General features: G+C 59.0%; 10 protein-coding genes. 5 read left to right on the top strand and 5 right to left on the bottom strand.

Going from position 1 to position 13,104, the window contains the following annotated elements:
- Nucleotides 1–64 precede the first annotated feature (64 nt).
- From yidC to rpmH, 4 genes are all read right to left on the bottom strand, one after another.
- Nucleotides 65–1,729 carry a membrane protein insertase YidC gene (gene yidC, locus N511_RS0106895; RefSeq protein WP_027678621.1) on the bottom strand — a complete coding sequence of 555 codons (1,665 nt, stop codon included), beginning with the start codon at nucleotides 1,727–1,729 and terminating at the stop codon, nucleotides 65–67.
- Nucleotides 1,730–1,735: 6 nt separating this feature from the next.
- On the bottom strand, nucleotides 1,736–2,050 hold the full coding sequence (gene yidD, locus N511_RS0106890) for a membrane protein insertion efficiency factor YidD (protein WP_027678620.1): 315 nt from the start codon (nucleotides 2,048–2,050) through the stop codon (nucleotides 1,736–1,738).
- Complete coding sequence (gene rnpA, locus N511_RS0106885; RefSeq protein ID WP_027678619.1) at nucleotides 2,047–2,469, bottom strand: ribonuclease P protein component; 423 nt, start codon at nucleotides 2,467–2,469, stop codon at nucleotides 2,047–2,049. The genes yidD and rnpA overlap by 4 nt, the downstream gene beginning before the upstream one ends.
- A 62-nt stretch (nucleotides 2,470–2,531) precedes the next feature.
- Nucleotides 2,532–2,666 (bottom strand): 50S ribosomal protein L34, encoded by a 135-nt coding sequence (gene rpmH, locus N511_RS0106880; protein WP_003262958.1) that lies wholly within the window; start codon nucleotides 2,664–2,666, stop codon nucleotides 2,532–2,534.
- A gap of 629 nt (nucleotides 2,667–3,295) precedes the next feature.
- On the opposite strand from rpmH, the gene dnaA reads away from it, so the two are divergent.
- The 5 genes from dnaA (at nucleotide 3,296) to N511_RS23785 (ending at nucleotide 12,295) form a co-directional block, all read left to right on the top strand.
- Nucleotides 3,296–4,885, top strand: a complete 1,590-nt coding sequence (gene dnaA, locus N511_RS0106875; protein ID WP_027678618.1) for a chromosomal replication initiator protein DnaA — start codon at nucleotides 3,296–3,298, stop codon at nucleotides 4,883–4,885.
- Between the two features lie 276 nt (nucleotides 4,886–5,161).
- Nucleotides 5,162–6,277, top strand: coding sequence for a DNA polymerase III subunit beta (dnaN, locus tag N511_RS0106870; protein ID WP_012760842.1), 1,116 nt, complete (start codon nucleotides 5,162–5,164; stop codon nucleotides 6,275–6,277).
- A 128-nt stretch (nucleotides 6,278–6,405) separates the two neighbouring features.
- The gene (gene gyrB, locus N511_RS0106865) at nucleotides 6,406–8,934 is read left to right on the top strand and encodes a DNA topoisomerase (ATP-hydrolyzing) subunit B (protein WP_027678617.1); all 2,529 of its coding nucleotides are present in this window, start codon (nucleotides 6,406–6,408) and stop codon (nucleotides 8,932–8,934) included.
- Nucleotides 8,935–9,161: 227 nt separating this feature from the next.
- Complete coding sequence (locus N511_RS24835) at nucleotides 9,162–9,965, top strand: DNA adenine methylase (protein WP_081785327.1); 804 nt, start codon at nucleotides 9,162–9,164, stop codon at nucleotides 9,963–9,965.
- Nucleotides 9,962–12,295, top strand: coding sequence for a DGQHR domain-containing protein (locus tag N511_RS23785; RefSeq protein ID WP_231479582.1), 2,334 nt, complete (start codon nucleotides 9,962–9,964; stop codon nucleotides 12,293–12,295). Before N511_RS24835 ends, N511_RS23785 begins: the two co-directional genes overlap by 4 nt.
- 191 nt (nucleotides 12,296–12,486) lie before the next feature.
- On the opposite strand, the gene N511_RS0106850 is transcribed toward N511_RS23785, so the two are convergent.
- A complete protein-coding gene (locus tag N511_RS0106850) occupies nucleotides 12,487–12,957 on the bottom strand; it encodes a hypothetical protein (RefSeq protein WP_027678615.1) in 471 nt (156 codons plus the stop codon).
- Nucleotides 12,958–13,104: the final 147 nt, after the last annotated feature.

Raw genomic sequence — 13,104 nt, 5'->3', positions numbered from 1 at the left:
AGCGTTTCTGGCAGGCATAAAAAAAGGCACCCGGAGGTGCCCTTTTTGCTGAAGCGCATTCGCCTTACTTGGCGGGTGCCGCCTTGTTGTTGGTGCCCAGCATGCGGTTGATCGACCATTGCTGCGCGATCGACAGGCAGTTGTTCACCACCCAGTACAGCACCAGGCCGGCCGGGAAGAAGAAGAACATCACCGAGAACGCGATCGGCATGAACATCATCACCTTGGCCTGCACCGGGTCCGGCGGCGTCGGGTTCAGCTTGGTCTGCACGAACATCGACACGGCCATCAGCACCGGCAGGATGTAGAACGGGTCAGGCGTGGACAGATCGTGCACCCAGCCGATCCAAGGCGCACCGCGCATTTCCACCGACGACAGCAGCGCCCAGTACAGCGCCATGAACACCGGAATCTGGATCACGATCGGCAGGCAGCCGCCGAGCGGATTGACCTTCTCGGTGCGGTACAGCGTCATCATTTCCTGGTTCATCTTCTGCGGATCGCCCTTGTGGCGCTCGCGGATGGCCGTCATGCGCGGCTGCAGGTCCTTCATCTTGGCCATCGAACGGTAGCTCGTGGCCGACAGCGGGAAGAACACCAGCTTGATCAGCACCGTCAGTGCGACGATCGACCAGCCCCAGTTGCCCAGCAGCGCGTGGATTTTTTCCAGCAGCCAGAACAGCGGCTTGGCGACGATGGTCAGCCAGCCATAGTCCTTCACCAGGTCCAGGCCCGGCGTGATGGCCTCAAGCATGCGCGCTTGCTGCGGGCCGGCGAACAGGCGTGCCGTGGCCGACACGCTGGCGCCCGGCGCCACGGTGCCCAGCGGCTCCTGGATGCCGATGCGGTAGAAGTTGTTGTCGACGCGGTTGACGTAGTACTCGCGCTTGACGTTGTCTGCCGGAATCCAGGCCGATGCAAAGTAGTGCTGCACCATCGCCACCCAGCCGCTGTCGGTCGGGGCCGGCACCTGTGCCTTGCCCTTGTCGATGTCGGCAAAGGTGATCTTGTGGAACTTGTCGCCGTCGGTGTACACGGCCGGGCCGGTGAACGTGCTGTAGAAGCGCGACTGCTCGATCGCGCCGCCGTCGCGGGCCAGTTCCAGGTACAGGGTCGGGTTGATCGGCGCGGTGCCGTCGTTCGTCACGTCGAAGCGCGTGTCGATCACATAGCTGCCGCGCTTGAAGACGTACGTCTTGGCCAGCTTGGCGCCGCCCTTGTCGGCCGTCAGCGTGATCGAGACATCGTTGCCCGTGCCCAGGTCACGCGGGCCGGCCGATGCTGCAAACACCGTCGTGTGGTTCGGGAAATCGCCGCCGATCAGGCCCGAGCGAGCCAGATAGGTGCGCTCGACGCTGCGGTCGAACAGCACCATCGGGTTGCCGTCATGGTCTTTCTGATCGAGCAGTTCGAGCTTGGTGACGATGGCGCCGTCCGTGTCGATGGTGGCGCGCAGCAGGTCGGTCGAGATGACGATCTTTTCCGATGCCGGTGCCTGCGAAGCGGCGCCCGTGGCCGGGGCGGCTTGCGACCCGGCGGCTGCCGTCGTCGAGGCGCTCTTCGGCACATCGCCTGCGGGCGTGCTGCCCGGCGCGGCGGCCGTGGTCGTGGCCGTTTGCGGCGTCGGGAAGAACATCGACTGGTGGCCATTCGCGCGTTGCCAGTTGTCGAACAGCAGGACAACCGCCAGCGAGAAGATCACCCAGAGAATGGTGCGTTTGATATCCATGTCGGATTACGGTCTGGGAAGGTGAATCGACGGCCGCGCAGGCTTGGAGTCAGCTGCGGTCGCGTCGGTCGATGCGGAATCGTTGGAGCGGGGCACAGCGTCGCCAGCGGCGGGCGGCACAGGATCATACCCGCCTTGTGCGAACGGATGGCAGCGGCATAGACGTTTTGCCGCAAGATAACTGCCGTAACCGGGCCCATGAGCGAGCACGGCATCACGCGCGTAGTCGGAACAGGTCGGGAGGAAACGGCATTGCGCGCCCACAAACGGGCTGAACGCCACTTTGTAGATGCGCAGCAGAAACAGCAGCACGCGCGTCATGGCGTGCTCCCAGCGGTGGGCTGGGACGGTGAGGCCGCAGGTGGAGCTGGCAGCGGGCGCGCGGCAATCTCGAAGAGATGCACCAGCTCTTCGCGGCAGATCCGCTTGAAGGCGGTCACGGTCGGTACGTCCTGGCGCGGAAACTTGGCGTGCAGGCGGATCAGCACGTCGCGCCCGCCCAGCAAAGGCTGCCGCAGGCGGAACAGCTCGCGGCACTGACGCTTGATGAGGTTGCGCTCGACAGCGCGTTTGGCGAATTTCTTGCCGATCACCACGCCCAGGCGAGCTTGGGCGGCGCCATTAGCACGCACATATAGAACGAAGTGACGACTACGCCGGACCGGCCGCAAAGCAAAAACGGATGAAAACTCATCCGTTTTTGTCAGCCTCGCGGCCTTGGGGTAGGCGTGCAGGCCCATCGCCAGCGTGCCGCAAAGCCACGGGCAACGGCCATGAGCCGCCGCCCCAGGCGCGGCCGTCTTTAGATGGCCAGGCGCTTACGGCCCTTGGCGCGGCGTGCGTTCAGCACGGCACGGCCACCACGGGTCTTCATGCGAACACGGAAACCGTGGGTGCGCTTGCGACGGGTAACGGAAGGTTGATAGGTACGCTTCATGATGCACTCTCTTGTTAATGGGTGGTGCGGACATTGCCGCACGCGCCGGGCCTAGGGCTACCGCCGCGGCCTGGTGTCGATTCAGTCAGAGAAATCGCCCACGCAGACTGCCGTGCGCTATGTTGTTCAGGTCTAGGGTGTCACCGGAACATCGGGCACCGAGAGCATCGGGCCTAAGCCGGATCAGTCGCGACGAAGTGTTTTTCGCCCCGCATCTGACACGAACAAGCGTGCGCTCCCCTGCTGCGCATCGCAGAACCCGACATTTAAGCGGCATTTCCCACATCTGTCAAGCCTTGCTGATTGGGGATAACGTGCGCTCCGCGCCCGAAATCCACCCGCCGGCGAGTTGTCCCCATCGCCTTGTGCGGCTTGGTGTGCTCTGCGAAAAGCCTTGTCGGGACTGGGTTTGCGGCAAGTCAATAAAATGGGTTGTCCACTGCTACTCACAGCAGGTCCACAGGTTATCCACAGACTTATCCTTTGTGGATAACTTTCGGCAGGGGGTACAATCCCGTTCCAATAACGAAAGCCACCCGGTTTCTGGCCAGCGCCAGGGGCCCGGCGGCCGGCCCTCCCGGGGACGTCATCTGACGCGTGTGGCGCCGGTCAAACACCTAACGATAACGATGCAGGATTTCTGGCATGCGGCGTCCGCTCAGCTCGAGAGTGAGTTGACGCCGCAACAATTCAAGACGTGGATCAAGCCGCTGACGCCGCTGTCGTTTGACGAGCAGGCGTGCACGCTGCGGATAGCCGCGCCCAACCGCTTCAAGCTCGACTGGGTCAAGAGCCAGTTCTCGGGCCGCATCCAGTCGCTTGCGTGCGACTACTGGGAGGCGGCGGTCGATGTGCAGTTCGTGCTCGACCCGACCGCCGGCCAGCGCCAGGCGGCCCTCCAGCCGGCGCTCGCGCCGGTGCCGATGCAACCCCTCGGGTCGCAAGCAGGTCAACCGCGGCAGGCCATGCCGGCCGGCAACGGTGTCACGCATGACGCTGCCACGCTGCGCCCCGCGCCGTCCGTGTATCGCGAAACCGCGCTGGCAACGGCCAGCCATGCTGCTGCCGATATCGACGTGCCCGTGATGGACGCCGCCGAGGTCCGCGCCCAGTCGTACCGCATGCCGCCGCAGGCGCCCGCCGTGGTCACGAGCCTGGCCGCGCCGCCGCAGGCGCCGGTGGACGATTCCGTGCACGAGCGCTCGCGGCTCAATCAGATCCTGACGTTCGACAACTTCGTCACCGGCAAGGCGAACCAGTTGGCGCGCGCCGCGGCCATCCAGGTCGCCAACAACCCGGGCAAGTCGTACAACCCGCTGTACCTGTACGGCGGCGTGGGCCTGGGCAAGACGCACTTGATCCATGCCATCGGCAATTTCATGCTGATGGAGAACCCGCGTGCGCGCATCCGCTACATCCACGCAGAGCAGTACGTGTCGGATGTGGTGAAGGCGTACCAGCGCAAGGCGTTCGACGATTTCAAGCGCTACTACCACTCGCTCGATCTGCTGCTGATCGATGACATTCAATTCTTCTCAGGCAAGAACCGCACGCAGGAAGAGTTCTTCTACGCGTTCGAGGCGCTGATCGCCAACCGCGCGCAGGTCATCATCACCAGCGATACGTATCCAAAAGAGATCACCGGCATCGACGACCGCCTGATCTCGCGCTTCGACTCCGGCCTGACCGTGGCAATCGAGCCGCCCGAGCTGGAGATGCGCGTCGCGATTCTGATGAAAAAGGCGCAGGCCGAGAACGTGACCGTGCCGGAAGAAGTGGCCTTCTTCGTGGCCAAGCACCTGCGCTCGAACGTGCGTGAGCTGGAAGGCGCGCTGCGCAAGATCCTGGCGTACTCGAACTTCCACGGCAAAGAGATCACGATCGAGGTCACGCGCGAGGCGCTCAAAGACCTGCTGACCGTGCAGAACCGCCAGATCTCGGTAGAGAACATCCAGAAGACCTGCGCGGATTTCTACAACATCAAGGTCGCGGACATGTACTCCAAGAAGCGGCCGGCCAACATCGCGCGCCCGCGCCAGATCGCCATGTATCTGGCCAAGGAACTCACGCAGAAAAGCCTGCCCGAGATTGGCGAGTTGTTCGGTGGGCGCGACCACACCACGGTGCTGCACGCCGTGCGCAAGATCGCCGACGAGCGCACCAAGGACGCCCAGCTCAACCACGAGTTGCACGTGCTGGAGCAAACGCTCAAGGGCTGACCGCGCGATGGTCAGCAGAGCGCATGGCAACGCCATTCGCCCTGAATCAAGCCTCGACAGACGCCCGCTCGAATGCGGGCGTCTTTTCATGCACAATAGACATATTTGCCGCGCGCGTGACGCTATCCAGCGCCCCCTTATTTGCGGTATAATTTGTGATTAACCCCTTGATTTACAACAACTTTGGGTTAATCGCGAATGCTCCTGCAGGCACCGGCCCATGTGGCCCAGGCTGGGGCGCGCGCGGTGTCACCTCTCAAGCCAAGGATCGCCTTCATGCAATTGGTCAAAACCTCGCGAGACAACCTGCTGCGTCCGCTGCAAATCGTGAGCGGCATCGTGGAACGCCGACACACGCTGCCCATCCTGGCCAATCTGCTGATCACCAAGCAAGGTGAACGGGTTTCCTTCCTGTCCACCGACATCGAAATCCAGATCACCACGCACGCCGATTGCGGCGCCGGCGCCGGCGACATCGCCACCACCGTGGCCGCCCGCAAGCTGGTCGACATCCTGCGTGCCATGCCCGACGGCGAAGTCGCGCTCACGCTCAACGACAAGCGCATGACGGTGCAATCCGGCAAGAGCCGCTTTGCGCTGCAGACGCTGGCTGCCGAAGAATTCCCGACCGTCGCAGAGGCAACCGATTTCGGTGCCCGCATCACGCTGCCGCAGAAGACGCTCAAGCACCTGCTGGCGATGGTGCACTTCGCGATGGCCCAGCAAGACATCCGCTACTACCTCAACGGCATGCTGCTGGTGGTGGACGGCAAGCAAGTCATGGCTGTCGCCACCGACGGTCACCGCCTGGCCTACTGCGGCGTGGAAACCGGCGAGCAACCGGCAGGTGCCGGCGGCCGCCAGGAAGTCATCATCCCGCGCAAGACCATCCTCGAACTGCAACGCCTGCTGGAAGACGTGGACGATCCTGTCTCGGTGCAGCTGGCCTCCAACCAGGTCAAGTTCACCTTCGGCAATATCGAGCTGATCTCCAAGCTGGTCGAAGGCAAGTTCCCCGATTTCCAGCGCGTGATCCCGAAGGGTTACCGCAACAGCTTCACGATCGACCGTGCCTTCCTGCAGCAGGCGCTGCAACGCACGGCCATCCTGACCACCGACAAGTTCAAGGGCGTGCGCTGCATGCTCGACACCAACGTCCTGAAGATCAGCTCCACCAACGCTGACCAGGAAGAAGCGCAGGAAGAACTCGAAATCGACTACCAGGGCGATGCGCTGGATATCGGTTTCAACGTCACCTACCTGCTAGACGTGCTGGCCAACCTCAAGGCCGAAAAAGTGCAGGTGAGCCTGGGCGATTCCAACTCGAGCGCGCTCATCACCCTGCCGGACGACGACACCTTCAAGTACGTCGTCATGCCGATGCGCATTTGACGCGCCGCTGCACCCAGAGCAAGACGAGGGGCTGGATCGTGACGATCCGCCCCTTCGCCGTTTTTAAGCAACCCCGCTGTGTGCGTTGAGATAACCATTTCCGCGCCCATGGCAGCGAGCAGAACGACATGACCGAAGAGCAGAAACCGCAATCCACCCCCGCCGAGGCCAACAGCTACGACGCCGCCTCGATCCAGATCCTGGAAGGCCTGGAGGCGGTACGCAAGCGGCCGGGCATGTACATCGGCGACACCTCGGATGGCACCGGCCTGCACCACCTCGTGTTCGAGGTGCTGGACAACTCCATCGACGAAGCACTGGCCGGTCATTGCACCGAGATCCAGGTCACCATCCACACGGACAACTCCATCTCCGTGATCGACAACGGCCGCGGCATCCCGACCGGCATCAAGTTTGACGACAAGCACGAGCCCAAGCGCAGCGCGACCGAGATCGCCATGACCGAGCTGCACGCCGGTGGCAAGTTCAACCAGAACAGCTACAAGGTGTCGGGCGGCCTGCACGGCGTGGGCGTGTCTTGCGTGAACGGCCTGTCGAAGTGGATGAAGGTGACCGTCCGCCAGGGCGGCAAGGTGCATTACATCGAGTTTGCGCAGGGCGTTCCGCAAAACCGCCTGATCGAAACGGTGCAAGGGCCGGACGGCCAGATGGTCGAAGTCTCGCCGCTGCGCGTGTCGGGCACTACCGACAAGCGCGGTACCGAAGTGCACTTCCTGGCCGACGAAGAGATCTTCACCAACGTCGAATACCACTACGAGATCCTCTCCAAGCGCATTCGCGAACTCTCGTTCCTGAACAACGGCGTGCACATCCGCCTGACCGACCAGCGCACCGGCAAGGAAGAAGACTTCGCCTTCTCGGGCGGCGTGAAGGGCTTCGTTGAATACATCAACAAGAACAAGACCGTGCTGCACCCCACCATCTTCTTTGCCGCCGGCGAGAAAGACGGCGTGGCCGTAGAAGTGGCGATGCAGTGGAACGACGCCTACAACGAGCAGGTGCTCTGCTTCACCAACAACATCCCGCAGCGCGACGGCGGCACCCACCTCACGGGCCTGCGCGCCGCCATGACGCGTGTCATCAACAAGTACATCTCCGACAACGAGATCGCCAAGAAGGCCAAGGTCGACACCTCGGGCGACGACATGCGCGAAGGCCTGACGTGTGTGCTGTCCGTCAAGGTGCCGGAGCCCAAGTTCAGCTCGCAGACCAAGGACAAGCTCGTCTCGTCGGAAGTGCGCCTGCCGGTGGAAGAAGTCGTCGCCAAGGCGCTGAGCGACTTCCTGCTGGAAACGCCCGTCGACGCCAAGATCATCTGCGGCAAGATCGTTGAAGCCGCCCGCGCGCGTGAAGCCGCCCGCAAGGCCCGTGAAATGACGCGCCGCAAAGGCGTGCTCGACGGCATGGGCCTGCCCGGCAAGCTGGCCGACTGCCAGGAGAAAGACCCCGCACTGTCAGAACTCTTCATCGTCGAGGGTGACTCCGCAGGCGGCTCGGCCAAGCAGGGCCGTGACCGCAAGTTCCAGGCAATCCTGCCGCTCAAGGGCAAGATCCTGAACGTCGAGCGCGCACGCTTTGACAAGATGCTCTCCAGCCAGGAAGTGCTCACGCTCATCACCGCCATGGGCACCGGCATTGGCAAAGACGACTACAACCTCGACAAGCTGCGCTACCACCGCATCATCATCATGACCGATGCTGACGTAGACGGCTCGCACATCCGCACGCTGCTGCTCACGTTCTTCTACCGCCAGATGCCCGAGATCATCGAGCGCGGCCACGTGTACATCGCCCAGCCGCCGCTCTACAAGATCAAGCACGGCAAGGAAGAGCGCTACATCAAGGACGACGTTGAGATGGCCGCCTACCTCGTGCGCCAGGCGCTGGACACCGCCGTGCTCGTGCGCCCCGACGGTACCGAGATTGCCGGCGACGCCCTGGCCGAACTCGCCCGCCAGTACCAGCTCAGCCGCGGCGTGATCGAGCGCCTGTCTCGCGTGATTGACGCCGATGCCCTGCGCGCCATTGCCGAAGGCGTGGCCCTGGACCTCAGCAGCGAAGCCGCAGCCGAAGCCAGCGCCCGCACGCTCAAGACCCGCCTGCTGGAAATGCAAGGCAACGCCAGCAACGCCAACGGCGGCGCCACCGCAGACGCCTTCATGCAGTACGACGAGAAGACCGAGAAGTACCGCATCATGGTCGTCCGCCGTCAGCACGGCAACCAGCGCCTCAGCCACATCGACGCCGACTTTGTGGCCGGCGCCGACTACACCGCGCTCTCAAGCACCGCCGCCACCTTCCAGGGCCTGATTGGCGACGGCGCCCGCGTGCGCCGCGGCACCGGCGACAAGGTGCGCGAGCAGCACGTTGCCGACTTCCACGCCGCCATGACGTGGCTGCTGAGCGAAGCCGAGCGCGGCGTGAGCCGCCAGCGCTACAAGGGCCTGGGCGAAATGAACCCCGAGCAGCTGTGGGAAACCACCATGGACGTCACCCAGCGCCGCCTGCTGCGCGTGCAGATTGAAGACGCCATTGCCGCGGACCAGATTTTCACCACGCTGATGGGCGACGACGTGGAGCCGCGCCGGAACTTCATTGAGAGCAATGCGTTGGTGGCGCGGAATATTGATGTTTGAGGACGCCGTCTTGGGCTAGGTAGTCGTCGTTTCTGCATTCTTGCTCTGAGCGCAATGGCAAGGGCGCCAGATCTTAGATCTGGCGCCCTTTTTCTATTTCCCGGAAGCAGCAATCTCGGACCGTTGTAATTTGCGGTATGCAAATTGGGCTTGAGTAGAAAATCGTCCGCACTCATCGCAAATTATTTTAGACTGCTGGGTATACAACGATTTGCAATACCAGAAAAATGCGCGCTGCATCAACACCTCTGATTAAGTGGCCTGGCGGTAAGAGAGCCCTGCTCTCAGAGATTCTGTCAAAGATGCCATCCACATTCGGCACCTACTATGAACCCTTCTTCGGTGGGGGGGCGGTTTTCTTTGGTCTTGCACCTGAGAACGCGGTGATCTCCGACGCGAACGAGGAACTGGTCAATGCATATATACAGGTTCGAGATAATCCTGACACGCTAATCAAAGAGCTAAAGCGGCTACCGAATGCCGAAGAAGTTTATTATCGAGTGCGGGCTTCCAGTCCCAAATCGAGCGTAAGGCGAGCAGCAAGATTGTTGTATCTCACGCGACTGTCGTTCAATGGTATCCATCGAGTCAATCTTGCTGGGAAATTTAACGTTCCATATGGGAAGAAGATCCACCTGTCTTCCGTCGAGCCGGAAAAGCTTCTGGCTATTTCAGAGCTTCTACAAGGTATCGATATTAGGTCTGGTGATTTCAAAGAGATAACGGACTCAGCGTCAGCGGGTGATGTCGTTTATTTTGATCCACCATATACTGTCGCTCATGCTAACAACGGTTTCGTAAAATATAACGAGCGAATTTTTTCGTGGAGTGATCAGGAGCGCTTAGCAGAACACGCTAGACAGCTCGCCCGTCGAGGTTGCCGCGTCGTCATTAGCAACGCCGATCACGCTTCTATTCACGAACTATATAAAGGCTTCGAGTGCACTGTTATTAATAGGCCATCTGTCATAGCGGCCTCCAGCGCACATCGACGCACCATTACCGAATGCATCTTTGTTTTAGGGGGATGAAGTTGCTCGAGAATATTCAACGGAGCGAAGAACTCAGGTCTCTGGCCCGCCAAGCGAGCCGATCGTATGAGGTCAAAAGCACGAATCTAAAAAACATCGGGCGGGAAGAGGCCGATGGCTGGTCCGTTCTCAGGAAATCCAAAACATCTGCTCGCATGCAGCGCGAAAAGACCGGATTTAGGTCAGCTCGCGACAGGGTTTGGACGCTGCTGTTTCGATTGTCATTTGGTCAGCTGTCGACACACGAAGGCTGTGTGCTATTGCTGGATCAGCGCGCAGCGGAAAGTCCTACCAGGACGCTCGACGTGGTCGCGATTGATGAAGAGGTTGTCGTCGCCGTTGACATTCTTCGACCCCTTGAATCAGGAAGGATCGATTTGCAGGGAATGATTTCCAGCATCCTTGGTATTCGCGACCGATTGACGAGGAGTGTGGCGGCTCAATTTCCTAGCGAGCAGAAACGCCAAGTTGTTCTCGCAATATATGTCTCAAGTAGCAATGTATCGGAAGAAGATCGCGAGGTAGCGAAAAAATCTAACGTCGTCCTCATAGATGATTCTGATCTTGCTTATTACGAGAATCTGGTATTGCATCTTGGGGCGGCTGCAAAATATCAGTTTTTGGCTGATATGCTGCCTGGGAAAACAATTGCGGGCTTAGAAATCAAAGTGCCTGCAGTTAAGACGAAGATGGGTCGAAATACATGCTACACGTTTCCCATTTCTCCGGATTATTTGTTAAAGATCGCCTACGTATCTCATAGAACCAAGGGGAAGGCTTCGGATATTAATACGTATCAGCGGATGATTGCGCGAAGTCGACTTAATAAGATTCGGCAGTACATTTCTGAGCACGGTGTATTTCCAACTAATATTGTCCTAAATATTGACAAGCGCTTTATCAATTTCCAGCGAAGCAAGCAGGAAAACGGGGCGGCAGATTCTGACGCTAGCGGCACTATTGGATGGTTGCACCTTCGTCCCGCATACAAGTCTGCGTGGGTGATCGATGGGCAGCACCGGCTCTTCGCATATTCCGGCCATCCCTTTGCAAAATCGGGACATCTTTCTGTGCTGGCGTTCGAGGGCTTGCCACCGAGCTCTCAGGCACGCTTGTTCGTAGACATTAATGCCAAGCAAAAAAGTGTAAAGCCGTCCTTGCTTCAAGAACTTTTTGCTGAATTGAACTGGGACGCAGATTCCTTCGAACTCCGATCGCAGGCTATTGTATCTAAGGCCGTTCAGGTCCTTGATAAGGACAAGACGTCTCCACTTTTTAATCGAATTCAGACCGCTGACACATCGAAGGACTTCATTAGATGTATATCCCTCGCTAGTTTATTTAAGGCGATCGAGAGATCTGAATTTTTTTCGGGGAAGTCGAGAAAATTAGATGGTCAAGAGTGGGGGCCGCTATGGGCAGATAACAACGAGGCGACGCTGAATAGAACTGTTAGCACGCTGAAATTCTGGTTGAACACCGCTCGAAGTGGAGCACCGGAGTGGTGGGATCTCGGTTCCGGGGATGGCGGAGGCTTTGCTATGAACGATAGCGTGACCGCATGTATCAATGTTCTTAGATCAGTGCTAACACATCTGGATAAGTCTGGGTCCAAACTTCGTGCCCTATCTAACAATGAGCTTAATTCACTCTTGAGCCCGTATGCGCGGTCATTGGCTGCATATTTCGGGACGTTTTCGACTGAAGACCGTAAGCGGTATCGCGAGCTTCGGGGTGTGCAGGGACAAACCGCAAGAACTAGACGATGTCAGGCCGCTATTAGAGCTGAAATCCCGGAATTTAACCCTCCCGGATTGGATGATTTCATTCAACGCGAGAAAACGGAAACAAACCTGCAAGCCAAAACGATCATTGACGATATCGAGGTGCAGTTGAAGGAATTTGTAGTTGAGGAGCTGAGACAGGAGTTTCGAGACTCTGATACTGCCTGGTGGCAAGATGGTGTTCCTAAGCCAGTACGGCTTGAAGTTATGAGCCGGAAAGAAAGGGATGATTCTAAGCGCGGGTCAATAGAGGCCTACTTCGATCTTATTGACTATCGTGTAATTGCCATGAATAACTGGGAGTTATTCAAAAACGCGCTTGGTGTTGGTGGTGGAAATAAAGAGAAACAGACGAAATGGATGGTGGATGTTAATGAGATGAGAAATCAGGTTGCTCATGCGTCGTCTGGTGTTGTTTTGTCAATAGAAGCGCTAACTAAGCTTCAGGGATACCAAGAAATTTTGACGCGAAATATAAATGCTGCGATTTCGGTCGATACTTCACATGAAGAGGCGGATACTGACGAAGGTTTCGAAGAGGCTTAGGAGTAGGCGGCACCGAAATTGGTACTGTTTCCTTCGCAGTCCAGTGCGGTGCCCACGTTTTGGAGACTCAAAGGTGGAGGCGCGGTACTCCGCTCTATTTGCAGTTGTAGCGTGCCGCAGCGTTATGCCGTAATGAATGAAAAACCGCCCCAAAGGGCGGTTTTTCTTATGGTTTTCAACCGATATAGACCTTACTGCGCGGCCCCCTCTTCCTTCTTCCTACGCCCCCGGCTAAACCGTGCCGACAATGCCTGCCGAGCCGTATCCAACCCCTCTCCCTTACCGGCAACCTTCAGGAAGGCATACCCCTCCAGCGAACCCGTCATCAAATCTCTACCCAGCGCCAGCTGCGAATCGCGCATCTTTTCGTAGAGCTTTTCAACGCGGACCAAGCGAGGCCGGAGCGTGTCAAAGCCGGCGAGGTCACGCCGCAGTTCCGCAAGGCTGAAGTTGGCCGGCAACACGCCGGGGTTATTGCCTAACACTTCCACGGCCTTACGGCAGAACGCTTCCGACTTGTCGCCCATCTTCATGAGTGTGCTGTGTTGCTCTATCGACAAATCGATCAGACCAGCAAGCTTCTCTTCCAGTGTCTTCAGCGCGGCGTCGACGGCGGTCAGGTCAGCGGCACTTGGCTGAAACGAAATCAGGTTTTGTGACATTGCAATCCTTATTGGTTGGCAACGTTATGCCGGTTGGCGCAACCCCGCGAGATTGGCGTGCCGCTACCCCGGTAGCAATGCAAGCAGCGACATCTGACAATTGGACCGGCGTGCCTCGAAGGAAACCGTACAGGATTCCGCCTGCTT

Origin of the sequence: Ralstonia sp. UNC404CL21Col (assembly GCF_000620465.1) — a bacterium.
GTDB classification, from domain to species: domain Bacteria; phylum Pseudomonadota; class Gammaproteobacteria; order Burkholderiales; family Burkholderiaceae; genus Ralstonia; species Ralstonia flatus.
Note: the sequence above shows the minus strand (reverse complement) of the source record. Positions and strands in the feature narration are given on the sequence as shown.

Bases quoted from the DNA above. Each gene is read 5' to 3' on its own strand.
- N511_RS23785 (WP_231479582.1), top strand. From the start codon at position 9,962: ATGAAGTTGCTCGAGAATATTCAACGGAGCGAAGAACTCAGGTCTCTG.
- rpmH (WP_003262958.1), bottom strand. From the start codon at position 2,666: ATGAAGCGTACCTATCAACCTTCCGTTACCCGTCGCAAGCGCACCCAC.
- dnaA (WP_027678618.1), top strand. From the start codon at position 3,296: ATGCAGGATTTCTGGCATGCGGCGTCCGCTCAGCTCGAGAGTGAGTTG.
- dnaN (WP_012760842.1), top strand. From the start codon at position 5,162: ATGCAATTGGTCAAAACCTCGCGAGACAACCTGCTGCGTCCGCTGCAA.
- rnpA (WP_027678619.1), bottom strand. From the start codon at position 2,469: ATGGGCCTGCACGCCTACCCCAAGGCCGCGAGGCTGACAAAAACGGAT.
- N511_RS0106850 (WP_027678615.1), bottom strand. From the start codon at position 12,957: ATGTCACAAAACCTGATTTCGTTTCAGCCAAGTGCCGCTGACCTGACC.
- yidC (WP_027678621.1), bottom strand. From the start codon at position 1,729: ATGGATATCAAACGCACCATTCTCTGGGTGATCTTCTCGCTGGCGGTT.
- yidD (WP_027678620.1), bottom strand. From the start codon at position 2,050: ATGACGCGCGTGCTGCTGTTTCTGCTGCGCATCTACAAAGTGGCGTTC.
- N511_RS24835 (WP_081785327.1), top strand. From the start codon at position 9,162: ATGCGCGCTGCATCAACACCTCTGATTAAGTGGCCTGGCGGTAAGAGA.
- gyrB (WP_027678617.1), top strand. From the start codon at position 6,406: ATGACCGAAGAGCAGAAACCGCAATCCACCCCCGCCGAGGCCAACAGC.